This is a genomic window from Cryobacterium sp. M15, from assembly GCF_002929675.1.
In the GTDB taxonomy this organism is placed as follows: domain Bacteria; phylum Actinomycetota; class Actinomycetes; order Actinomycetales; family Microbacteriaceae; genus Cryobacterium; species Cryobacterium lyxosi.
The window spans coordinates 191,708-214,239 of sequence record NZ_PJJW01000038.1 but is presented as its reverse complement, the minus strand read 5'-3'; the positions used below and the strand labels follow the sequence as shown (position 1 = coordinate 214,239).

General features: G+C 61.8%; 25 protein-coding genes and 1 tRNA gene. 10 read left to right on the top strand and 16 right to left on the bottom strand.

From position 1 onward, the window contains the following. A complete protein-coding gene (gene dnaK, locus CXY83_RS10725) occupies window positions 1-1,878 on the bottom strand; it encodes a molecular chaperone DnaK (RefSeq protein ID WP_104197330.1) in 1,878 nt (625 codons plus the stop codon). 206 nt (window positions 1,879-2,084) lie between these two features. Between dnaK and CXY83_RS10720 the strand changes: the two genes are divergently transcribed. The 3 genes from CXY83_RS10720 to CXY83_RS10710 all read left to right on the top strand — a co-directional run bounded on the left by CXY83_RS10720 (window position 2,085) and on the right by CXY83_RS10710 (window position 5,280). Further along, window positions 2,085-3,395 (top strand): MFS transporter, encoded by a 1,311-nt coding sequence (locus tag CXY83_RS10720; RefSeq protein ID WP_104197329.1) that lies wholly within the window; start codon window positions 2,085-2,087, stop codon window positions 3,393-3,395. A 112-nt stretch (window positions 3,396-3,507) separates the two neighbouring features. Further along, on the top strand, window positions 3,508-4,104 hold the full coding sequence (locus CXY83_RS10715; RefSeq protein WP_104197328.1) for a hypothetical protein: 597 nt from the start codon (window positions 3,508-3,510) through the stop codon (window positions 4,102-4,104). A 375-nt stretch (window positions 4,105-4,479) separates the two neighbouring features. After that, window positions 4,480-5,280 (top strand): isocitrate lyase/phosphoenolpyruvate mutase family protein, encoded by an 801-nt coding sequence (locus CXY83_RS10710; protein WP_104197327.1) that lies wholly within the window; start codon window positions 4,480-4,482, stop codon window positions 5,278-5,280. Window positions 5,281-5,315: 35 nt separating this feature from the next. Here the strand turns inward: CXY83_RS10710 and CXY83_RS10705 are convergent, their stop codons facing one another. Both CXY83_RS10705 and dcd read right to left on the bottom strand, forming a co-directional pair. After that, window positions 5,316-5,837 carry a hypothetical protein gene (locus CXY83_RS10705; RefSeq protein WP_104197326.1) on the bottom strand — a complete coding sequence of 174 codons (522 nt, stop codon included), beginning with the start codon at window positions 5,835-5,837 and terminating at the stop codon, window positions 5,316-5,318. A gap of 61 nt (window positions 5,838-5,898) precedes the next feature. Continuing rightward, window positions 5,899-6,480, bottom strand: a complete 582-nt coding sequence (gene dcd, locus CXY83_RS10700) for a dCTP deaminase (protein ID WP_104197325.1) — start codon at window positions 6,478-6,480, stop codon at window positions 5,899-5,901. 70 nt (window positions 6,481-6,550) lie between these two features. On the opposite strand from dcd, the gene CXY83_RS10695 reads away from it, so the two are divergent. Beyond that, a tRNA-Gly gene (locus CXY83_RS10695) sits at window positions 6,551-6,624 on the top strand. 8 nt (window positions 6,625-6,632) lie between these two features. On the opposite strand, the gene CXY83_RS10690 is transcribed toward CXY83_RS10695, so the two are convergent. Next, on the bottom strand, window positions 6,633-8,666 hold the full coding sequence (locus CXY83_RS10690; protein WP_158251874.1) for a GGDEF domain-containing phosphodiesterase: 2,034 nt from the start codon (window positions 8,664-8,666) through the stop codon (window positions 6,633-6,635). A gap of 401 nt (window positions 8,667-9,067) precedes the next feature. Continuing rightward, window positions 9,068-9,598, bottom strand: coding sequence for a methyltransferase type 12 (locus tag CXY83_RS10685; RefSeq protein WP_104197323.1), 531 nt, complete (start codon window positions 9,596-9,598; stop codon window positions 9,068-9,070). 77 nt (window positions 9,599-9,675) lie between these two features. On the opposite strand from CXY83_RS10685, the gene CXY83_RS10680 reads away from it, so the two are divergent. After that, window positions 9,676-10,539 (top strand): NAD-dependent epimerase/dehydratase family protein, encoded by an 864-nt coding sequence (locus tag CXY83_RS10680; protein WP_104197322.1) that lies wholly within the window; start codon window positions 9,676-9,678, stop codon window positions 10,537-10,539. Window positions 10,540-10,543: 4 nt separating this feature from the next. Here the strand turns inward: CXY83_RS10680 and CXY83_RS10675 are convergent, their stop codons facing one another. Next, complete coding sequence (locus CXY83_RS10675; protein ID WP_233200793.1) at window positions 10,544-10,948, bottom strand: MarR family winged helix-turn-helix transcriptional regulator; 405 nt, start codon at window positions 10,946-10,948, stop codon at window positions 10,544-10,546. Between the two features lie 353 nt (window positions 10,949-11,301). Between CXY83_RS10675 and CXY83_RS10670 the strand changes: the two genes are divergently transcribed. The 4 genes from CXY83_RS10670 (at window position 11,302) to CXY83_RS10655 (ending at window position 13,278) form a co-directional block, all read left to right on the top strand. Continuing rightward, on the top strand, window positions 11,302-11,577 hold the full coding sequence (locus tag CXY83_RS10670) for a hypothetical protein (protein WP_104197320.1): 276 nt from the start codon (window positions 11,302-11,304) through the stop codon (window positions 11,575-11,577). A 182-nt stretch (window positions 11,578-11,759) separates the two neighbouring features. After that, a complete protein-coding gene (locus CXY83_RS10665) occupies window positions 11,760-12,029 on the top strand; it encodes a GlsB/YeaQ/YmgE family stress response membrane protein (protein ID WP_104197319.1) in 270 nt (89 codons plus the stop codon). A gap of 201 nt (window positions 12,030-12,230) precedes the next feature. After that, the gene (locus CXY83_RS10660) at window positions 12,231-12,641 is read left to right on the top strand and encodes a DUF4383 domain-containing protein (RefSeq protein ID WP_104197318.1); all 411 of its coding nucleotides are present in this window, start codon (window positions 12,231-12,233) and stop codon (window positions 12,639-12,641) included. 55 nt (window positions 12,642-12,696) lie between these two features. Further along, on the top strand, window positions 12,697-13,278 hold the full coding sequence (locus tag CXY83_RS10655; protein ID WP_146069912.1) for a hypothetical protein: 582 nt from the start codon (window positions 12,697-12,699) through the stop codon (window positions 13,276-13,278). Between the two features lie 105 nt (window positions 13,279-13,383). On the opposite strand, the gene CXY83_RS10650 is transcribed toward CXY83_RS10655, so the two are convergent. After that, a complete protein-coding gene (locus tag CXY83_RS10650; protein WP_104197316.1) occupies window positions 13,384-14,736 on the bottom strand; it encodes an ATP-dependent RecD-like DNA helicase in 1,353 nt (450 codons plus the stop codon). A 138-nt stretch (window positions 14,737-14,874) separates the two neighbouring features. Between CXY83_RS10650 and CXY83_RS10645 the strand changes: the two genes are divergently transcribed. Then, complete coding sequence (locus CXY83_RS10645) at window positions 14,875-15,957, top strand: hypothetical protein (protein ID WP_104197315.1); 1,083 nt, start codon at window positions 14,875-14,877, stop codon at window positions 15,955-15,957. A gap of 6 nt (window positions 15,958-15,963) precedes the next feature. On the opposite strand, the gene CXY83_RS10640 is transcribed toward CXY83_RS10645, so the two are convergent. The 9 genes from CXY83_RS10640 to CXY83_RS10600 form a co-directional block, all read right to left on the bottom strand. Beyond that, window positions 15,964-17,952, bottom strand: a complete 1,989-nt coding sequence (locus tag CXY83_RS10640; RefSeq protein ID WP_174722163.1) for a cytochrome c oxidase assembly protein — start codon at window positions 17,950-17,952, stop codon at window positions 15,964-15,966. Window positions 17,953-18,055: 103 nt separating this feature from the next. Further along, window positions 18,056-18,343 (bottom strand): HU family DNA-binding protein, encoded by a 288-nt coding sequence (locus tag CXY83_RS10635; protein ID WP_035835256.1) that lies wholly within the window; start codon window positions 18,341-18,343, stop codon window positions 18,056-18,058. A gap of 310 nt (window positions 18,344-18,653) precedes the next feature. Continuing rightward, window positions 18,654-18,959: a 30S ribosomal protein S14 gene (rpsN, locus tag CXY83_RS10630; RefSeq protein ID WP_092110538.1), complete on the bottom strand. Its 306-nt coding sequence runs from the start codon at window positions 18,957-18,959 to the stop codon at window positions 18,654-18,656. A gap of 2 nt (window positions 18,960-18,961) precedes the next feature. Beyond that, on the bottom strand, window positions 18,962-19,129 hold the full coding sequence (gene rpmG / locus CXY83_RS10625; RefSeq protein ID WP_035880539.1) for a 50S ribosomal protein L33: 168 nt from the start codon (window positions 19,127-19,129) through the stop codon (window positions 18,962-18,964). Beyond that, entirely contained in the window at window positions 19,129-19,365 is a 237-nt protein-coding gene (rpmB, locus tag CXY83_RS10620; RefSeq protein WP_035835252.1) for a 50S ribosomal protein L28, read from the bottom strand. Before rpmB ends, rpmG begins: the two co-directional genes overlap by 1 nt. 222 nt (window positions 19,366-19,587) lie before the next feature. After that, window positions 19,588-19,992 carry a Fur family transcriptional regulator gene (locus tag CXY83_RS10615; protein ID WP_104197314.1) on the bottom strand — a complete coding sequence of 135 codons (405 nt, stop codon included), beginning with the start codon at window positions 19,990-19,992 and terminating at the stop codon, window positions 19,588-19,590. After that, entirely contained in the window at window positions 19,989-20,837 is an 849-nt protein-coding gene (locus CXY83_RS10610; protein ID WP_104197313.1) for a metal ABC transporter permease, read from the bottom strand. The genes CXY83_RS10615 and CXY83_RS10610 overlap by 4 nt, the downstream gene beginning before the upstream one ends. After that, window positions 20,837-21,727, bottom strand: coding sequence for a metal ABC transporter permease (locus CXY83_RS10605; protein ID WP_104197312.1), 891 nt, complete (start codon window positions 21,725-21,727; stop codon window positions 20,837-20,839). The genes CXY83_RS10610 and CXY83_RS10605 overlap by 1 nt, the downstream gene beginning before the upstream one ends. After that, window positions 21,728-22,525 (bottom strand): metal ABC transporter ATP-binding protein, encoded by a 798-nt coding sequence (locus CXY83_RS10600; protein ID WP_233200791.1) that lies wholly within the window; start codon window positions 22,523-22,525, stop codon window positions 21,728-21,730. It abuts the gene before it with no gap. Between the last annotated feature and the right edge of the window lie 7 nt (window positions 22,526-22,532).

Below are 22,532 nucleotides of genomic sequence, written 5' to 3'. Positions count from 1 at the left end.
CTACTTCTTTGTCTTGTCGTCTTCGTCGTCGTCAACAACCTCGGCGTCGACAACGTCTTCGTCTTTGTTCTCCTCGGCGGGAGTCTCGTCGGTACCGGCCTCGTCGGAGCCGGCTGCGGCATCCGCCTGGCTGGACTTGTAGATGGCTTCGCCGAGCTTGCCCTGGCTTTCATTGAGCTTGTCGAACGCGGTCTTCACCGCGTCGTCATCGTCGCCCGCAAGAGCAGACTTGAGGGCGTCGACATCAGCCTGCACCTCATTCTTCACGTCTTCGGGCAGCTTGTCGACGTTGTCCTTGATCAGCTTCTCGATCGAGTAGGCGAGCTGCTCGGCCGTGTTGCGGGTCTCGGCGACTTCGCGCAAGCGCTTGTCTTCGGCGGCGTGCTCTTCGCCCTCGCGCACCATGCGCTCGATGTCTTCCTTCGCGAGCGAGGATCCGCCCGTGATGGTCATCGACTGCTCCGTTCCGGTGCCCTTGTCCTTGGCGGACACGTGCACGATGCCGTTGGCGTCGATGTCGAAGGTGACCTCAACCTGCGGAATTCCGCGCGGCGCCGGGGCGATGCCGGTGAGCTCGAAGGTTCCGAGGTTCTTGTTGTCGCGGGTGAACTCACGCTCACCCTGGAACACCTGGATCGCAACGGACGGCTGGTTGTCGTCGGCCGTCGTGAAGGTTTCGCTGCGCTTGGTCGGGATGGCCGTGTTGCGCTCGATCAGGCGGGTCATGATGCCGCCCTTGGTCTCGATGCCCAGGCTCAGCGGGGTGACGTCGATGAGCAGAACGTCCTTGCGCTCGCCCTTCAGCACGCCAGCCTGGAGGGCAGCGCCAACGGCGACGACCTCGTCCGGGTTGACGCCCTTGTTCGGGTCCTTGCCGCCGGTCTCGCTCTTGACGAGCTCGTAGACGGCGGGCATCCGCGTGGAGCCACCGACGAGAACGACGTGGGCGATGTCGCCGACCTTGACGCCGGCCTCACGGATGACGTCCTGGAAGGGCTTCTTGGTGCGGTCGAGCAGGTCTTCGGTCATTTTCTCGAACTGGGCGCGGGTGAGCGTCTCGTCGAGGTTGGCCGGGCCGTTTTCGGTCAACGACAGGTAGGGCAGCTGGATGCTCGTCGACATGCTCGACGAGAGTTCCTTCTTGGCCTGCTCGGCGGCTTCCTTCAGGCGCTGCTTGGCGATCTTGTCCTTGGACACGTCGACGCCGGTGGTCTCCTTGAAGCGCTTGATCAGGTGATCAACGATGCGCTGGTCCCAGTCGTCGCCGCCGAGGCGGTTGTCACCGGCGGTCGAGCGCACCTGGATGGTGGAGAAGTCGTCGTCCTTGCCCACCTCGAGCAGGGATACGTCGAAGGTTCCACCTCCGAGGTCGAAGACCAGGATGAGCTCGTCTTCCTTGCCCTTGTCGAGGCCGTAGGCCAGCGCGGCGGCGGTGGGCTCGTTGATGATGCGCAGCACGTTGAGTCCGGCGATCTCGCCGGCCTCCTTGGTGGCCTGACGCTCGGCGTCGTTGAAGTATGCGGGCACGGTCACGACGGCGTCGGTGACCTTCTCGCCCAGGTACTGCTCGGCGTCACGCTTGAGCTTGGCGAGGATGCGCGCCGAAATCTCCTGCGGGGTGTACTTCTTGTCGTCGATGGCGACGTTCCAGCCGGTGCCCATGTGGCGCTTGACGCTGGAGATCGTGCGATCGACGTTGGTGACGTTCTGACGCTTGGCGGTTTCTCCGACGAGGACCTCGCCGTCCTTGGTGAACGCGACCACCGAGGGGGTAGTGCGCAAGCCTTCAGCGTTGGCGATGACGGTGGGTTCTCCACCTTCGAGCACGGCCACCACAGAGTTGGTGGTTCCGAGGTCAATACCTACTGCACGAGCCATGTGGGTTGTTCTCCTTCAATCAGGTGCGAAACGAACATCAAAGCAATCTCAAGACTTGAGCCTCGATGGCTCAAGTATTCCAGCGCTGTCGCGTCCCTGTCAATTTCTGTGGCTGAAAGTTGAGTGTGAGTGACTCAAGTTTGATTGAAGCGGATGCCGCAGCCCGGCGAATCCGGATATTTACCACCGAGCAGTAGATTGTGCACATGATCGAGACTGTCACCCCAGACGCGGGCACCGCTCCACGGCGCGGACGGGTTTTGGCCTGGGCCTTCTGGGACTGGGGATCAGCGGCGTTCAACGCCGTGGTCACGACCTTTGTCTTCACGGTGTACCTCACCGGCTCTTCCTTCGGTGACGAGAACGTTATTTCAGCCCAGCTCGGCTGGGCCCTCGCCATCGCGGGCCTGGTGATTGCCGCCCTTGCCCCGATAACCGGGCAGCGATCTGACACCTCCGGCCGGCGCAAGTTCTGGCTCGGCGTCAATACCTTCATCGTCGTGGTACTGACCGCGGCCATGTTCTTTGTGCAGGCGAGTCCCAGCTATCTGCTGCTCGGTCTGTTTCTGGTGGCGGCCGGCAACGTCTTCTTCGAATTCGCAGCCGTCAACTACAACGCCATGCTCGCTCAGGTGTCGACGCCGCGCACGATCGGCAAGGTCAGTGGATTCGGCTGGGGCATGGGGTACCTCGGTGGCATCGTGTTGCTGCTCATCGTGTACTTCGGTTTCATCCAGCCCGAGGTCGGCCTGTTCGGCGTGACCAGCGCCGACGGTCTCGCCGTGCGGGTCTCCATGCTGCTCGCGGCCGCCTGGTTCGGGCTGTTCGCGCTGCCCGTACTCCTGCGCGTGCCGGAGTATCGGGCACCCACAGCCGCCCGCCGCGAAAAGGTCAGCTTTTTCCGCAGCTACATTGTGCTCGGCCACGATATTGCCAGGCTGTGGAGGACCAGCCGTCAGACGGTCTACTTTCTCATAGCGAGCGCGGTTTTCCGTGACGGTCTGGCTGGCGTATTTACCTTTGGAGGTGTGCTCGCAGCATCCGTTTTTGGATTCTCACCCGGCGAGGTCATTATCTTTGCGATAGCCGCCAACGTTGTCGCCGGCGTAGCCACCATGAGTGTCGGCGCGCTCGACGATCGACTGGGCGCCAAGCCCGTCATTATGACCGCCCTTGTAGGCCTTTTGGTGAGCGGCCTCGTGGTGTTCTTCCTGCACGACGGCGGGCAGATCGTGTTCTGGACGGCTGGATTGGCCCTGTGCCTTTTTGTCGGACCGGCCCAATCGGCCAGCCGTACCTTTCTGGCCCGCCTCATTCCCGTCGGCCGTGAAGGCGAAGTTTTTGGGCTCTACGCCACAACCGGTCGCGCCGTCAGCTTTCTTGCCCCGTCCGCCTTCGCACTGTCCGTGACGATCTTCGGCGAAACCTACTGGGGCATTCTCGGCATCATGCTCGTGTTGCTCGTCGGACTGCTCCTGCTCATTCCCGTCTCGGCCAGACAACAGCAGATCGCCTAACCGAACCTTGCAATACGAGCGTGCATCCTCGCTAAACACGCCATCCTGTAAGGTCTGAGGGGTTCGAAACAATCATTGTTGAACACGTCAACATTTATCGGAAAGGTATTTCATGGGGGATCTTACATTCGCACCCGGCGAATCCAATATTTATACTGCAAAATTCAGCCCGTCGGTTGTCCTGTTTTGGTTAAAAACTGATCTAGCGGTGACAAACAAACGAATCGTCACGAAGACCCCAAACACGCTATTCGGTCTTATCCCGCTTGGTTACTCCGACGCGGCTTACCCTCTTGCCAACACCGCCGGTGTCGGTGTTGAGGTCAAGTTCTCTGCCGGTCGCGCAGTCTGGGGAATTATTCTTCTACTCATATCGTTTGCCGGACTCGGAGATGTGTGGGGCTGGTTCCTTTTGCTATTCGCTGCGGTGCTCCTGGTGAATGCATTGAGTTCGACACTCAAAATTCAAAACAATGGGGGCGGTACGACTCCCCTAAAGGTGTCGATCCTGGAGAAAGCCAAGCTTCTGCAGTTCCGCGATGAGATCAACGCGCGCCTGTTCGCCGATCACGACGGTATTCGCCACACCGAGGCCATGGACATGCAGACTAAGAATCTGCTCAATCAGCAGGCACAGCTGAACCTGCAGGAGCAGCTGAACCAGTCCTTGGCACCCAACCAGGGAGCCCAGACGCCGCCCACTGCATAATTCCGATCGAGGCGTGGCATTCCCCTGAATCGCCGGGGCGGATTCCCTCTGTGGTGCGCACTCAATTCACAAGAGTGCGCACCACTTTGCGTACAGCAAAGCGCGCACAATTTCGCATCGTTCAGCCTCCACCAACAGATTCTGAAAGAAGGCAACATGCTTCGTATCGGTATTCTCGGCGCTTCTAGGTTCCACCGTAGGCATCTCGCTAGCAGTCGACGGTGGAATGCAGCAGTTGCGGTTGCGCGCCCAGTAGCAGTCTCGGCCAGGCAGCAGCAGATCCGCTAGCTGGCCCCAACCCGTCTTTGCCTGAGCATCCGCTGAAATAGGGCTGTCCCCTCGCTTAGTGGACACAGGCCGGTCAGACTGAATGGTATGACACATACCCAGCTCCAGAAGGCCGAACTTTTGCTCTCGTTGCACAAGCCCGGTGAGCCTCTCATCGTGACCAACGTGTGGGACGCCATTACCGCCAAGGTCGTCGCCGACGCGCCCGGCGTCAGGGCCCTCGCGACTGCGAGCCACTCCATCTCGAACGTGCGCGGCCTGCCAGACGGCGAGGGCCTCTCCCTCGACGAGGCCATCATCGCTGCCACGATTATCGCCGGCGCTGTCGACGTGCCCGTCTCGGCCGATTTCGAGAAGGGGTACGCACCGGATGCCGTTGGTGTAACCCGCAACGTGCGTCGCCTCATCGAGGAATCCGGCATTGTCGGCATCAATATCGAGGACTCCGTCGGCGCGGCAAAGGCCCCGCAGTTCGACATCGAAACCGCCGCCGCCCGCGTGGCCGCGGCCAGAGCCGGAGCCGACCAGAGCGGCATTCCGCTCGTGATCAACGCGCGCGTCGACACCCTGGCCGGCGGAGGCGACTGGGGAGAAGCCGTGGCCCGTGCCAACGCCTACCTCGGCGCCGGCGCCGACGTCATCTTCTTCCTCGGCTTGACCGACGAAGATAAAGTCGCCCGTGCGATTGAGCAGGTCAACGGCAAAATCTCCGTGATCGGCGCGCCCGGACTTGTTCCGCTTCAGCGTCTCGCCGAGCTCGGCGTCTCCCGGGTCAGCTTCGGCCCTGGCACCCTCGCGCTGACCCTGGCCGCCCTGCAGGCCGCAGCCACGAATCTCACCGCTCTCGGCGACTACCCCGCCGATCTCGGGTTCAAGTTCGCCCTGTAATCCGCCTGGACACCGAGGCCGTCAGCATCCGTTTCTCAGCGGATGCGGGTGGCCTCGTTGTGGCTGATGAGTTGCCAGGTGGCGCCCTCGTCGCCGGAGACCCAACCTTCCCATTTGTAGCTGTCGGGGGTGATGGCAGTGAAGTTCCACCGGATCGGGCGACCGTCGGTGCGGGTGCCTTCCTGCCGCACGCCGTGCCGGTACGGGGTGGCGACGAGTTGGCAGTATTCGCCCAGCGCCGGGGCGAAGTAGCTCACGCGCCAGGCTCCAGCGAACGGGTCGTAGACGCGCAGCGCGGTGGCGACGGTTTCACATCCAGACGGATGCGTCGTGCTTGCGACGATCTCGACGTCTTGCACGGCCCGGCCGTCGAGGACGAATTCGACCATCCAGATGAAGTCGCGTGCAATCCATTCATTGGTGGTTTCGTCCAGGCGGGACCCCTTAGCAGTCCAGGATCCAACCATCTGGCCGAAGAGGTGCATGCGTCCGGGGTATTCCGGCGTTGGGCCGTGCGCGATGAGCGCCTCGTCGAATCGGGTCGGCATGGAGGTCATGCCCAAATTTTACCCGACGCGAGGTTACGTTCGGATTACCGCCGGCGTCCGATCGGTTTCTTCAGCGCCCGATGGTGGTGCGGTGAAAGTTGTGAAACGAGCGTGAGGCAGTCGGGCCGCGCTGGCCCTGGTACCGGGAGCCGTATTCACTGGAGCCATAGGGTTTTTCAGCCGGAGAGCTGAGTTGGAAGAAACACAGCTGGCCGATCTTCATTCCGGGCCACAGTTTGATCGGCAGCGTCGCGACGTTGCTGAGCTCGAGCGTGACGTGTCCAGAGAAACCCGGGTCGATGAAGCCGGCCGTCGAGTGGGTGAGCAGGCCGAGGCGACCGAGGGAGCTCTTACCCTCGAGCCTGGCAGCCACGTCGTCTGGCAGGGTGACCTGCTCGTAGGTGGCGCCGAGCACGAACTCGCCCGGGTGCAGGATGAACGGCTCGTCGGGCTTGGTCTCGATCAAGTGGGTCAGCTCGGGCTGGTCCTCGGCCGGATCGATGTAGGCGTACTTGTGGTTGTCGAACAGCCGAAACAGGCGGTCAAGACGCACATCAATGCTTGACGGCTGGATCATCGCGGGGTCGAGCGGCTCCAAACCGATTCGTCCAGCGTTCAGTTCAGCTTTGATATCGCGATCGGAGAGCAGCACTGTGCCAGCCTAGCCGCGCGGGGTTGATATGCTGGCAACGTTCCGGTTGTTGTTCACCTACAGCGGGCGCGCGGATGTAGTTCAATGGTAGAACTTCAGCTTCCCAAGCTGATAGCGCGGGTTCGATTCCCGTCATCCGCTCCAGAGTTTTCTCAGGTGTCGGTGCGAGTTATGGCGTGCTCCTGCACCAACTCGACCAGCCATTCCTGCAGCTGTTGACCATCAGTCGATAACGCATTGAAAGGCTCGTGTTGTTGTCTATGCAAAGCGGCCGCTCGACTGGTCTGCGGCGTGTGGCGCTGCATAAAGTCGGTCAGCGGACATGCCGATAACGACAGCGGATGCGGTGATTCCCAACGTAGAAATTTCCAATGGTAGGCCAGTGCGCCAAGTGCGGTCGTCACCGTACCAGCGCTAAGGGGGAATTTGTATGCCGCGACCCAGTTGGGTATCGACGAGGCGGGCATCGGTCGGGCAAGGAAGTATCCCTGGCCCAATGGCACCCCGAGCATGACCGCAGCTTCAGCGAGGCGGGCATCTTCAAGCCCCTCCGCTACGACATCGACTTTGAAATCGCGTCCCATTTGTGTGAGTGTGGCGAGCATGCTGAGTGTCTCCAGTGGGCGATTATTCAGGCTCGCAAATAAGCCGCGGTCCAGCTTGATCGAGTCGAAAGGCAACTCTGACAAACGCTTCAGAGTCGCATGACCGGAACCCAGGTCGTCAAGAGCCAACCCGACTCCGAGTGTTCGCAGGCCACTGATTGCAGCGATTTGCACTGCGGACTTCGCTGACTGCGTCTCTAACAGCTCGAGCGAGAGGCGGCTCGGATTTATGCTGTGGCGTTCCAAGGCGCTCTTTACCCAGCCGGTACAGTTCGAGTCGTAAAGCGTTGACGGAGACAAATTGACCGAGACCCGGGTTGACAGCCCCTCCCTGTCCCAACGTGCGAGGCACCCTAATGCCTCGTCAAGACCAAGACGAAACAGCTCATCGTGGCCAGCATCGTCGAGTGAAGGAAGGAACTGATCAGGACCGACAACGGTGCCATCGACAAGTATTAGTCGCGCCAGAGCCTCTACTCGGCTTAAATCTCCGGTGCGTAAGTCAATGACGGGCTGCATGTACATGGACAATCCGCCGTTGAAGAGGCGCCAGCGATGGGCTTCGAAGCGCTGGTTCAGCAAGGTCCGTTCCGCCTGCGTTGCACGCGGCGTCGTAGAAATGGCTATCGCCTGTGTGCCGCTATCGGAAACCGGCGGCGCCACATACCACCAGCGCTGACGATCGTGTCGGCCTCTCTGAGCCGCTTTCAACGCCGCCTCGGCGTCGCTAAGACAATTAAAAATGTCATCGCTATCCAGAGGGCAGAAAGCGACTCCCATGCTGATGCTGACGCTCACGCTTTTCCCCAGCACTTGAAACGGGCGCTCAACGGCCTCATGCAAACGACGAAGGACCACTTCGAGCTGGTCGTCAATATCTGCACTATCGCGTAGCGAACCGAGGTCGTCGATCACGACGGCGAATTCATCGCCTTTCATGCTCGCCAGAAAAACCCCTTCACCGGCCGAATTGCGAAGCCGACGACCCAGCGCACGTAAGAGCTCGTCACCTCCGCGGAGTCCAACTTGTTCGTTGATCCGACGGAATTCGTTAATGTTGATGAGACCGATGGCCGTGACACCCGCGTGCAGGCCTGTCCGGTCCCGCGCTAAGTGCTGCTCAAGGTAGCGGCGGTTAGGCAGGTCCGTGACAACATCGTGCAGCGCTTGGAAGCGCAAAGTGTCTTGGAACGCTCGACGCGTGTTAATGTCGCTCTGCGTACTCACGTAGTGAGTGATCTCGTCTGCCAGGCCTCGCAGTGGTGTAATTTTCAAACCGTTCCAAAACGGCGATCCGTCCTTGCGGTAATTCAGGATGTCACCCTCGAAGGCATCCCCGGCCCGCAATGTGGCGCTGATAGTGGCGACAACTGCACGATCTGTACCCGGGCCTTGAAGGATGCGGCAGTTGCGGCCCAGCAGTTCGTCGGCGCCGTATCCCGTAATCGTGGTGAAGGAATCACCCACATGCAAAATGTTCTGCTGCGCGTCCGTAATCAACGACATATGCGCCGTCGCCGCGAAAGCCCGCGCCAGAAGCTCTGCGCTGGCCGCAGGTGTTCCAGCGGAAAATGAGTGCATCGGAAAAGTCTGACACATGGCCACAGCACCTACCGCCGCCCATCACCTCCTGGTCATTCCTGCGAAACCTACGTCTGGAAATGCCCGCCCCCCTACCGGCAACGCGTTGACCGCCGAACAGCGGGCAGCGGATGCCCCGCAGAGTTCCGAGCGGGCGCCAGCCCCAACCGTTCCTGACCCAAAATCTCAAAGCAATAGATCCGTCCTCTGACCGGCCTATTCTTGCGTCAAAATCCAAGGTCAGCATGAGTGCCAAACCCTACATTGCCCGTTCATTCCGAATACACTCGGTGCTTTCCCAGTGGGTGCGCTCCAAGGATCATCTTTTCTGAGAACGCGGCCGCCGCTGAAATAATGACCTCCAGATTTCACACGGTGTTGAGTATCCCGAACCGGATCATCTAGCGGCGGAAGTCAAAGCGTACGTCGTGTCGGTGGTGCACGATGTCATGCAGAAAATACGTCCCGAGCGTTTCCACGGTGAACGATGGGCCGTCGCTGCGGCGCGCGGTGCGCTGGCGCGCATCCGTTCGCACCGATGCGAAGCTGTCGGCAACGCGTTGCGCGGCGGCCTCAAGCTCAACGTCAACGATTGCCGGATCCTGCAGGTCGTACCGCTGTGAAACCGCGGTGGCGTCCTGATCCCAATTCGCCAGTAGCGGGTCGTCTTCATCGAGCAGGCGGTGCAGGCGCTCGTCGAACAGGCGACAGACATCGCGCACATGGGCCGCGTATTCGAGTCCGGACCAGGTGTGGTCATTTGGACGTGCCGCGACATCCACTCCCGCCAGCACGGCAGGCCAAGCGGCGGCGTTCTCACGAATCAGGCCCGGCAAGTTCTCGAAGTCCACCTCGCTCGCTCGAAATCCACAGTCGGAGCAGGGGCGTTCGAGAACCCAGGTCCAGTCAGACGTGTCAGGGACGATAGGCATGCGTTTATGCTAGCGGCCACCTGTGCACGGCGAACTGTCACGTGCGCCCGATACCGTTGAGATGAGCAAGGAGACAGATGACGATATTGATTGCCGGATGCGGTGACCTCGGCACCGAGGTCGGCTTGCGCTTCGCCGCCTTGGGGCACGCGGTGGTCGGGCTGCGCCGCAGCGCGAGCGTGCTCCCGAGGGAAATCACTGGTCAGTCGATCGATCTGAGCCGTGAGAAGCCTGTCATTCCGTTCGATACCGAGTTCGTCGTTATGGCGATCTCCGCTGGAAGCCCAACGATCGATGCTTACCGAGCCGCGTACCTGGACGGCCTGCGCAACCTGCTCGATGCGCTCGATGACGCCGGCGTCACGCCCCGCCGCGTGCTGCTCGTCTCATCAACGGCCGTCTACGACATCAACGACGGCAGCCGAGTCGACGAGCAGACCCCCGCTAACCCAAAACCGGGCACAGATTCGATCGTATTCGACGCCGAGCAAATGCTGCACGCCCGCATTCCCAGCGCCACCGTTTTGCGCCTGGCCGGCATCTACGGCCCCGGTCGGGAACGACTGATCACGCAGGTACGAGCTGGTGCCGCACTCTCCGCGGAGTCACGCCACACTAACCGCATCCACCGGGATGACGCAGCAGCCGCGATCGTGCACCTGTTACTGCGCCCGGAACAGCCGGCGCCCCTGTATCTTGGCGTCGACAACGCCCCGGTCCCGAGCAACGAGGTGCTGGCCTTCCTAGCCGCCGAGCTCGACCTGCCCGAATTAGCTCTAAACCCGTCAGCAGCGCCAGCCTCCACCCGGGAAAGTCAGCGTGGCGGGGACAAGCTCCTCAGCAACCGCTTGCTGCGAGATACCGACTTCACCTTCACCTACCCCACCTACCGAGAGGGCTACCGCGCACTCCTGGCGGGAGCCGGAACACTCCACCCGTAGGTTGCTACCTGGTTGGCCCGGCCGGGATCAGATCCGCATCCGCATCCACCACGAGAGCCATCGAGGTCAGTAGCTCTCCCAGACGCACCTGATCATCCGGGCTGACGTCCCGCGCGGCACAGGCGATCAATGCCGTGAAGTCGCTGTAAAGCTTCTGGGTGATCTGTTCTGCGGCGGGGGTCAAGACCAAGAGCAGGCTGCGTCGATCGTGCGGGTGGGCCACCCGGGTGACCAGCTCCAATGCCACCAGGCGATTTGAAATCGCGGTCACGGCACCCGTTGTAATTTCCATCGATTCCGCGAGCAGCTTAGGAGTAATGCTTCCGGATTCCGCGACACGGGCCAGTGCTCGCAGCTCACTCCCTGTCAAGTTGGTTTCCGCCGCCACCCGATTGCGGTTGCGATCCATCCCCCGAAGAAACGCAAGAGCGGATGCTGAGAGACCATCCCCGGTGCGTCTCGAGATATCGAGTTTCATACGTTCTCCGACCTCTGGTCTGTCTGTTTCGCCCGCACTGCAGGCCCACAAAACGACCCGTCCCAGCCGCTCTGTCCTGCCAGTGTAGCGGGTAGCTCAATTTTGGAGTTTCTTAATGAGTGAGTAGTTTATTCTTTGAATTATTTCCCGTATATTGAAAGACGCGCTCGCGGTTCGACGTGCTCCTTGGGGTCAGCCAGGTTCTAGCAACCGGCCGATATTGAGCCGCCGCCAGGTCGCCTCGAGCGCGGCCATCACCCTGCACTAACGAAACGGACCATGTAATGCAGAGCTACCGCCTGACGATCAACGACGACTGGTTCTACCTTTCCGGCGATTACAACGTTTCGGCTCTCAAAGCTGCGATGACGGCAGCAGTCCACAGCGGCGGCGGCTTCGTCGACATATTCAGTTCCCTGCGTGCGCAGACCTCCCTTCTGATCACGGCACATTCGATCGTGAAGCTGGAAGCCATTTTTGCCGACGATCTTCCTGACCCCATTGACACAACTCCCTCCCTTGGCCACTCGTACATCGATGATGACTACTGGCTGGATTGAATCGTTTTACGCGGGTTTTCTCTTCTCGAGCGTCGGGGGCATCCGTTCGGTGAGTCCATTTGAATCGATACCCCTGCAGCATTGACGACGAGCACACACATGGGTAGGTTCACGCGAACGGTGATGTGCTCGTTCCGAAACGTCGGCACGCTGACAGCATGACCAATGGAAGGGCAGTTCTCATGAGTTTCCTCGGATTCCTCCTGCTCGGTCTCATCGCCGGCGCCATCGCGAAGGCAATCCTTCCCGGCAGGCAGGGCGGAGGCTGGTTCATTACCCTGCTGCTCGGGGTGATCGGTGCCTTCCTCGGTGGGTGGCTGGGCGGGCTCCTGTTCAACGTCAACCTGGGCGACTTCTTCTCGCTGACGACGTGGATTCTCGCGATCGTCGGATCGCTTATCGTGCTCCTTATCTATGGGGCGATCGCAAACCGCCGCCAGGCCAAGTCGTAATACAACTGCCAGAACCGTCTAACCGTTTCCACAGCGTGGCACCCGATCTGGGTGCCACGCTTGTGGCGTTTTGCGATAAGTTCATGCGCCGACACCCAAAAGGGGAGATTAGGGGCACAATTGTCACCAATCCGAAGTCGATGGAGCTCCGAACTCACAGCAAGCACGGGTTAGCCGTGAAACAAACAGGAGGCACCTGAAATGCGCACATCACCTAATCGTCTGATCGCCACCGTCTTCGGCGCGGTCTACGTTCTCGTTGGATTACTCGGCTTCGCCGTTACCGGCGGAGTCGGCTTCATCGCCACTCAAGGCGAATTGCTTCTCGGAATCTTCGAGGTCAATCCTCTGCACAACATTGCGCATCTTCTGATCGGTGCTGCCCTGCTCATTGCCGGCCTCTCCAACGTTGCGGCCGCCAAGGCAACTAACAGCACCATCGGCGCCGTGTATCTGCTCCTGGGAATCGTTGGATTCTTTATCGCGAGTACCGCACTGAACATCCTGGCGCTCAACACGGCTGACCACTTCCTGCACCTCGGCAGCGCGATCGTTCTCCTCGGGGTTGGCCTCACCGCCGACAAGATGGTTCGCAGCCACGCCACGGCGTAACGACCAGCCCCAGCATCACTCCATCCCTTCGCAGCAGGTTCACCCAAGGAGCATCATGTCCCCGGTCACTCGTATTTGGATGGGCTTCGCCGCCCTCGGCGCCGCTCTGGTCCACTTGGCCGTGGGCGTAACCGCTCCGTTTCCCCTGTCGGTTCTTCTGGTCGGGTTCGGCATTGCTGAACTCGGCTGGGGAATCGCCGCCCTTGCCCGGGACCGCATAATTGTTCCCCGCATCATCGTGGGAGCAGCCCTCATACCGGTTTTCATCTGGGGAGCGACTGCCGCCCTCGGCAGCGGTCTCGGCGTCACGAGCGCCCAGACCGGGCTACCGCTCTACCCGATGGCCGTTGCGTCACTACTCAACATATTCTTGGCCGCTACGGTGGCCATTGCACAGCGGCACGCATCGAACAAAGTCACTGCCCCTGTCGGTGCCGCTCTGCACGGCACCGCCGCGCCGAACGGTTGGCGTTTTCTCACCGGCGTCGTCGTGGGCGGCTTTCTGCTCTCGGCGCTCACCACCCCGGCCCTCGCTGCTACCGAGATCGGCTCCCACGCCTTACCCCACGGGTCGCACGGTGTGACCGCGGTCATCATGCCGCAACCGGTCGACCACGGATCACACGGATCGCACTGATCGCACTGGCCGCACTGGCCGCACTGATGGCACGGATCGCACTGGTGCCTTTCGCAGAGCGTGGAACGGGTCTTACTTGCGTGAACATCGAACGGCTAGTGCGTTCTAGGGTTCGCTGTGCCCCGACGCTGAAGAATCACGGCCCGACGCATCCAGCCCTGCCAGGTCAGCTACCGGCGGCACAACCTCGATGCTCATGAAACGCTTGACGTTTTCATCGACGATGATATCGCTCGGCCGCAGCGGGCGGGTGAGGTAGAGCCCGTCCAAACTGGTCAGCCGGCTCAGGGCGACATAGGTCTGACCGGGACTGAACACCCGCGCACCAAGATCGACAATGGCCCGCGCGTAAGTGGCCCCCTGCGATTTGTGGATGGTGACCGCCCAGGCCAACCGCAGCGGAAACTGCGTGAATTCCGCCACGACATCCCGACTCAGTTTCTTGGTCGCAGCGTTGTAGGTGTACTTGTACTTTTCCCACACCGTCGGCTCGACCTCGAACACGTCGCCGTCGATGTCCACGAACACGGTCGAGGTGACCTTCGTCACCGTTCCAATGCTGCCGTTGACCCAACGCGGCCCACCGTCAAGCGGAGAATCGTTGCGCAGGAACATCACCTGCGCGCCCACCTTGAGTTCGAGCACCTCGTCGGCCGGAAACTGCTTGCCGCCGAAATCCCCGGTGATGTCGGCCTTCGCGGTGAGCGATTTACCCGACAGCTTCTTCAAAGCGGATGCGTTGATGCGGTTCACAGCGTCATTGCGGGTCGCGAGGGTGATCACGCCCTCGCTCGGCGGTGTTCGCGCCCCCGCGCCGTTGAGAGCTCCGCCGATCTCGGGAGTGACCTGGCCGTGCCGAACGGCATTGAGCATGAGCTTGAAATCGTTGTCACGCTGCCGGTGGATTTCGGTGAGCTCGAAGATGCGCAACTCTGCATCACGCCACACCTTCGCGTCGAAGAACCACATCGAGCGGTAGTGGTCAGCGAAATAGGCACGCTCATCCGGTCCGCCCGGCACCGGGGCCAGCTGGTACGGGTCACCGAACAGCACGATCTGGACTCCGCCGAATACATCGAACGGGCGTTGCCTGGCCTGGCGCAGGCTGCGGTCGATCGCGTCCATGAGGTCGGCATTGACCATCGAGACCTCGTCGATGACGAGGGTGTCGATGGTGTTGAGAAGTTTGCGCACCTGGTCGTTCTGATCGATCGGGCTGTCGGCAATCACACCGATCGGCAGCCGAAAGAGCGAGTGGATGGTCTGACCACCAACGTTCAATGCGGCGACACCGGTAGGCGCGGCGATCACGATCTGCTTGCTCGTGTTCCACGAGAGGTGGTTCAGCAGGGTGGACTTACCGGTTCCGGCCCGGCCGGTGACGAACACGTTCTGCTTGGTGCCTTCGATCGCCGCGAAGACCAGCGCCTGTTCACGACTGAGCGGAATCTCGGACACGGCACACTTTCTCTGGCAGGCGAACGCTGCACGGGGATATCGTCACAGGCAACATTCCACTGTAGCCTCCAGCAGCGCACAGGGTACGAAGCGGAGCTTTGGCCGCGATGCCAGTTCACCTCCCCATACAATATTGGAGTGACCATTCCGGCCGAACAGCATCGGGCGAGCGGGCGCCGCGGCAGTTTGCTCCGGGCCGTTCTCGTCATCGTGGTGGTCGCCGGACTGCTCGCGGCCGGCCTCGCGGGCACCATCAATGCTCTCAATCGCACGGTCTACAGCGCCAGCGGCTTTGCCCGGCAATACCTCGACGCCCTGGCCCGGGGCGACACCGTCGGCGCCCTCGCTCTCGGTGGCGTGATGCCCAGCACAACCGACCTGGCTGCCTGGGGGCTCACCGACGAGGTCGCGAAAGATCTGCCCGAGACCCTGCTGCGGGCATCTGTTCTGAGCGGCCTCGACAATATCGAACTCGCGAGCACGACCGCTACGCCCGCCATCGACGATGGAACCGCCCAGACCGTGGTGTTCGATTTCGATCTGAACGGCATCGCGTCGAGCATGGCGTTCACTGTCGAGCGGGCGGGCTCGTTCGCCGGCGTTTTCAACGCCTGGACGTTCAGCACCAGCCCCCTAGCTGTACTGCAGGTCTCGGTGCTGCACGAACGATCATTCACGGTCAACGGCCTCACCCTGGACACGCGCGCCCACAGTGCAGCGGATGCCCCCGCAACGTTCTCCACGTCCGCCGCGTATCTCGCGTTCGCCCCGAACCGTTATACGTTCGAACATGAGTCGGCCATGCTGACCGCTCAGAAGAAAACCGTGCGTGTGACGAAAGACGGTCCCGCCGCCGTGGAGGTCAACGCCTTACCGAACCAGGCCATGGTGGGCCAGGTTCAGTCGGAGCTGAACAAGTTCCTCGACGCGTGCGCCACCCAAACGGTGCTCCAACCGACCAGCTGCCCCTGGGGCATCCAGATCGACGACCGCATCGAGAGCACTCCGGCCTGGTCGATCACCGCGTACCCCACTGTCACGCTCACCGCGGGCGAACTGGCGTTTGAGATGGTCGCTACCCCCGGGCAGGCCCATATCGTGGTGAAGGTGCAGTCACTGTTCGACGGCGACATCAGTACCCGCGACGAAGACGTCCCGTTCACGATGGGGCTCAGCGCAGTCGTGCAGCCAAGCGGTGCCCTCGCCATCCAACTGCACTAGGCACGGCTAGCTGGGGGTCCGAGCGTCGCGCACGGCGATACGGGCCAGGTTCGCGTTGTACTCGATGAGCTCGGCGTCCTCGGTACGGTCCGCCGTGCGATCCAGCCGTTTTGTGACTTTAGTATCGTCACGGCTCCACATAATCGCGACGACAACGGCCAGCACAAAGGTCGGCAGTTCGCCGATTCCCCACGCGACACCGCCCCCCATCTGCTGGTCGGCGATGGCTGACACTCCCCAGGTGCGGCCCATCGCTCCGTACCAGTCGGCCAGGAGCAGCCCCGTGCCGCTCATCAGGGCGAGGCCGAAAAACGCATGGAAGGCCATTGTCACCAACAGCAACAGCAGTCGGAAGGCGTGCGGCAGGCGGTACGGTACCGGGTCGATGCCGATCAGGGACTGCACGAACAGGTAGCCGGTAATGAGAAAGTGCACGATCATCCACAGGTGGCCGATGTGGTCGGTGGTAGCCCAACTGAAGATCGAGGTGTAATAGAACACCCACAGTGAGACACCGAACAGCACTGCCGCGACAATCGGGTTGGCGACGATGCCGGCAAAGCGCGAGTGCACCGCGGTGAGGATCCACTCGCGCGCACCCCGACTGCCGTCTTGCCGCTTGGCGATCGCCCGCGCGGCGAGGGTCACCGGGGCGCCCGGCACCAGCAACAAGGGCACGAGCATAGTCAGCACCATGTGCACGAGCATGTGGGTGGAGAACAGGTACTTTTCGTACACATTCACTCCACCGTTGGTGATGTAGAACAGGGTGAGCATACCCAGAATCCAGAGCACGCTGCGGTAGATCGGCCATGCGTCGCCGCGGCGGTGCAACCGCCAGACGCCGGCCAGGTAGAAAAAGATGCCGAATGCACAGAACAGAATCCAGGCGAGGTCAAGGTTCCACTCGGTGAAATAGCGCGAGAAAGTGAGTTCCGGCGGCAAGAGTTCACCGGTGAGAATTTGCGCCGGCGTTGACTGGGGAACCTCGGTTGCGACCACCTGGGCGACGGGCGTCGCCGTGCGGGCGAGCGCGGCGGCCACACCGGATGCCAGGCCCATGAAGCCGAGCTCGGTCACGACGAGCCACCAGAACCAGCGACCGTTCGCCGGCCCGCTCCGCTGCATCCGTTTGATAAAGAACCGGCGTTGCGCAATGCCGAACCCGCCGAGTGCGACGAGAGCGGTGACCTTCACGAGCACGAGCAGGCCGTAGGGACTGAGCAGGTTATCCCAGCTGCCGATGCGCAGTTCAGCGCTGGCATAGCCCGACGCGGCCACCACGATGAACGAGACCAGTGCGAGCGAGGAATACCGCCCGATCACCTGGCGGATGCGTTCGCCGTCCAGCTGGGTACGCAGCACGACAATGGTGAGCAGGCCACCCAGCCAGATCGCCGCGAAGACGAGGTGCAACCCGAGGGCCGTGATCGCGGCGTTGTGTCCCGACGCGCCCGCCGAGTGGCCTTGCTGAGCCATGGGCAGCAACGCGGTCAGGGCCAGTACGGTCACAAAGACCAATGCGGTCTGATTACGCACGGCGAAGCACAGTACGGTTACGCCGGCGGCGATCAAGGTCGTCGCGAGCCAGGCCTGCCCCAGTTCGATCTGGCTGAAGAATTGGCCGACCGTGGCGCTGAACTGATCGCTGATGCCGAGTGGCACATTGGTGACCTGTAGAAAGGTCAGAAAGCCCGTGACAGCAGATGCGACGGCGAACAGTGCCGACGACGCTGCGGCGAAGTCCAGGGCGGTGCTGTATTCACGTTGCTTGGGGCTCAATGCGAACAGTGTGAGCACCAATGCACCGATGGTGCCCGCCGCCGCGATGTTGACCGCGAGCTTGGCCAGGGGAAGGCCCCAGCGCACCACCGGTCCCGGGTCGGCGAGGAGCTGGGCTGAAGCGCCACCACCGTAGGCCAACGCGACAAGGGTAGACAATACGGCGACCAGCAGCAGGGCTGCCGGTCCGAGAATGCGGACTATACGGGGCACCTGTCCAGCTTATTCGCCCACCCCTGAACATTCGTCGCGTACGGTGCCCTGAAAACCAGAAAGGGGCACCGACTCGCGTCGACGCCCCTTTTCTCACTAAAAGCTACTTGGCGGCAGCCTTGAGCTTGCTTCCGGCGGTCAGCTTGACGCGGTGGCCGGCTGCGATGGCGATTTCTTCGCCGGTCTGCGGGTTGCGGCCGGTGCGCGCGGCCGTAGCGGTGCGCTCGACTCCCAACCATCCCGGGATGGTGACCTTGCCGTCAGCGGCAACGGTCTCGGCCAGGGTTGCGAAGAATGCGTTCAGAACGCCGTCAACGGCGGCCTGGCTCTGTCCTGAGTCAGCGGCAACCTTGGCAACGAGCTCGGTCTTGTTCAGCGACTTGTCAGCCATTGAGTGTCCTCCTCGGACCTTCGTCTGTATACACAGCGATATTCGTAATACGGATGCTCCTCGAAGAGAAGCCCCGCTGGTCGGTTCGACCGAGTTGAAATCTAGCATTGATCCACCAAAAACCCCGGATTTACGGCGATTTTCGATCATTTCAGTGCACTTTCACCCTCTCGAGCGCTCGATTTTCGCTCTGCGCGAAACACGGCGCCAGAGAGGGATTAAAACTAAACGGGATGCCGACTCAGAGTCGACATCCCGTTTGGATGATTCAGAAGCCGATGAAGACGAGCTTCAGCGGCGCCAGAAGGAGTTACCAGCTGGACTTGGTGATGCCGGGCAGCTCGCCGCGGTGCGCCATATCGCGAAAACGAACACGCGAGATGCCGAACTTGGAGAGGTGGCCGCGGGGACGACCGTCAACGGCGTCACGGTTGCGCAGGCGCACCGGGCTCGCGTTGCGCGGCAGCTTCTGCAGGCCCTTGCGAGCGGCTTCACGCGACTCGTCGGTGCCGGCAGGGTCAACCAAGGCCTTCTTGAGTTCCAGGCGCTTGACGGCATACCGCTCGACGATGACCTTGCGCTGGTTGTTCTTGGCAATCATGCTCTTCTTCGCCATGTTTAGCGCTCCTCACGGAAATCAACGTGCTTGCGGATAACCGGGTCGTACTTCTTGAGCACGAGACGGTCGGGGTCGTTACGGCGGTTCTTTTTGGTTACATAGGTGTAACCGGTTCCAGCCGTGGAACGAAGTTTGATGATCGGACGTACGTCATGAGCCTTAGCCATTAGATCTTCACCCCACGAGCGAGAACGTCCTTGACGACGCTTTCGATACCACGAGCATCAATAACCTTGATGCCCTTTGCGGACAAGGTCAGCGTGACCTTGCGACGAAGCGACGGCACGTAGTACGTCTTCTTCTGAACGTTCGGGTCGAAACGACGCTTGGTGCGTCGGTGCGAGTGCGAAATGTTGTGTCCGAAGCCGGGAACAGCTCCGGTCACCTGGCAAACAGATGCCATGGTTTCCTCCATTACCGAAGGGCGAATGCCCTTCCCAAGATCCCTTGTCGGCAGGCTGCTCATAAATGAACAACCTGCAATGCGCGCGCAGAGGCGCAGCAACCTCCCACGATACGGGCTCCTCAGGCGCAGTGCAAATTCGTCCGCGAATCTCCGTCGAAATGGCGAGACCACGGCGCTTCCACCGGCCAGCACTTCAGCGTGCCGCCTTGTCGATTCACGTCACTCAGCGGATGCTGCGGCTTTCGCCGTGCAAGCGGCACACAGACCAAAGACATCGACGACGTGGGCGGCAGCGGTGAAACCGTTCTTCGCGGCGACGTCCTTGGCCCAGGTTTCAACGGCATCCGCTTCGATCTCGACCGTGAGGCCGCAGTTACGGCAGATCAAGTGGTGGTGGTGGTCATTGGTGCTGCACGCGCGATAGAGGCTTTCACCCTCTGGCGACTGGAGCGAGTCGGCCTCACCCGTATCGGCTAAATCGGCCAGGGCGCGATAGACCGTCGCCAGTCCGATCGGGGATCCGGTCGAGTGCAGGGCGGAGTGCAGCGCCTGGGCGCTGACGAAGCCGTCGTTCGCGTCGAGCGCGCCCCGAACGGCCTCGCGCTGCCAGGTGTTTCGCTTCATGACATCAACCGTAGCGATGTTCGCTGTGGTCGGCGCGCATCCGCTTCGCGGGGTCGCCGTGAAGCGACCAACCGCCGCAGCAGCAGGGCAAGCAGGAACAGGGCCACCGCAGTGAGGGCAATTGCCGGGCCGGCCGCCACATCGAGTGAACGAGAGAGCAGCACGCCGGCCAGTCCGGCCAGGGCGCCGAGCAGGGGGGCAATGATGAACATCTGAGTGGTCGTCCGCGAGACGAGCCGGGCGGCTGCTGCAGGGGCAGCGATCAGGGCGATGGCGAGGATAGCCCCCACCGCGGGCATCGCGGTGACGACGGTGGCCGTGATGAGTATCAGAGTCAGCACTTCGATCGGCCATTCTCGATAGCCGGCCGCGCGAAAGCCGTTCACGTCGAAGGTCGAGAACATGATCTGCTTGCCCAGAAAGACAATGGCCAGTACGGCACACGCCAGCACGATAGCCACGAGTGCCACATCATTACCGCTCACCGTGAGAATCGAACCCACCAGGTACGAGTCGACCTTGACCGGCAGAGACGGATTGAGCCCCTGCAGCAGAACGCCGAGTGCAAATCCGGCGGTGAGCAGAATGCCAGATGCCACCTGTTTTCCCTGACGTTCGACCCGCCCGATCATCGTCATGACGCCCACGATGAATACGCTCGCCACGGCGGCGCCGAGCGGAATGCTCACTCCGAGAATCGCCGCGCCGACCGCTCCCGGAAAGGTCGCGTGGGTGAGTGCCTGAGCGAAGAAGGTGCGCTGGCGCAGCACTACCAGGGTTCCGACGAGGCCGCTGAGCGCCCCGATCAGCAGTGCTGCCAGGAGGGCCTGTTCGAAGTAGCCCATCAGTGCTCCACCGGTACGGTACGGTGATGTCGACGCGGGCCGCCGATTCGCTCCAGTGCGAGCCGCACGACCAGTGCCAGCACGTAACCTGCGACGAGCACGAGCACAACAGTGGCTCCACTCGGCAGGTCGACGCCGCCGTTGACCGATGCTTCGTAGCCGAGCGTCAGCCCCACCCAGGCGGCCAGGGTCGCAAAGCCTGCCGCTACCGGAAAGAGCAGCCACAGTCGATTGGTCACCAGGCGGGCGACCGCGCCCGGCACGATCAGCACGGCGAGGACGAGCAGGTTGCCCACAGCGCTGCTTGCGGCCACCACAACGAGGGCAATAGCGACATTGAGCACAATGTCGAGCAGGAGGGGCCGGTAGCCGGCCGCCGCCGCGCCTTCACGATCGAAAGCCAGAAAGATTTGCTCTTTCAAGGTGAACCCCACCATGACCAGGGCGATCAGGCAGACCACAACGGTTTGGTTGACCTCGGCCGGGCCGACGGTCAGCAGGCGTCCGAACAGCAGGGCATCCAACTGACCGACATAATTTGTTTCCCGTGAAACTACTATGATCCCCACGCTGAACATGGCCGTGAAGACGATAGCGATCGCGGCGTCCGACGTGACCGCGCGCTTGACGATCACGGTGAGCACGACGGCCGCGATGAGCGCCGCCACCATGGCTCCCACGAATAGCCCGTCGCGGCCACCCCAGACGAATCCGATGGCCACACCGGGAAAGACCGCGTGGGTAAGTCCGTCACTGATGAACTCCAGCCCACGCAGGTTGACGAGCACACCGACGAGTCCGGCCACGAGGCTCAGAACGACGAGCACGAGCAACGCCCTGGCCATGAACGGCAGGTCGAAGGCGGTGATCAGCGGCGTGAAGACACCCACTCAGTGACCTCCGTGACCGGGAACCACAATGGTGTGCTCGTCCATTTCCACACCGACGGAGCCGAATGCCTGCTGCACGTTGGCGAGGGTCAGCACCGCATCGCGCGGTCCGAACGCCACCTGAGCGCCGTTGAGCAGCAGCACACACTCACAGACGGCCCGCGCGAGGTCAAGGTCGTGGGTCGACACGAGCACCGCGACGCCCTGCTTCTTGAGGCGCTTCACGGTTTCGATGAGTGCATCCCGGTTGACCTGATCGAGACCATTGAAGGGCTCATCGAGCAGAAGCAAGCGCGGGGCGGATGCGACGGCGCGCGCGAGCAGACCACGTTGCTGCTGCCCGCCCGAGAGCTCACCGAAGCGTGTCTTGGCACGATCGCCCAGGCTGACGGTCTCCAGCGCCTCGGCGACGGCTCGGCGATCGGCCTTGGTCGGCATGCGCCACCAGCCGAGAGAGCGGTAACGGCCCATCATGACGACCTGCTCGAGTGAGACCGGAAAGTGCGGGTCGAGCTGGTCGGTCTGGGGCACGTAGCCGATGTAGCCGGCCGGCGCCGGCCACTGTCCCAGCACCTCGACGGTACCGGACGTGCGGGTGATGAGCCCGAGGACACCTTTGAGCAGGGTGGACTTGCCCGACCCGTTCGGGCCGATCAGGGCAACAGCCTGACCGGGCAGCACCGTGAAGTCGATACCGGTCAGCGTGGGGTCCGCGCCGTACGCAAACGACGCCGTCGCCACACGAAGAGCGGCGGCAGCGTTCGCTGTGGGTGTTTCTTGAGAAGTGTTCTCGATCACGTGTTAA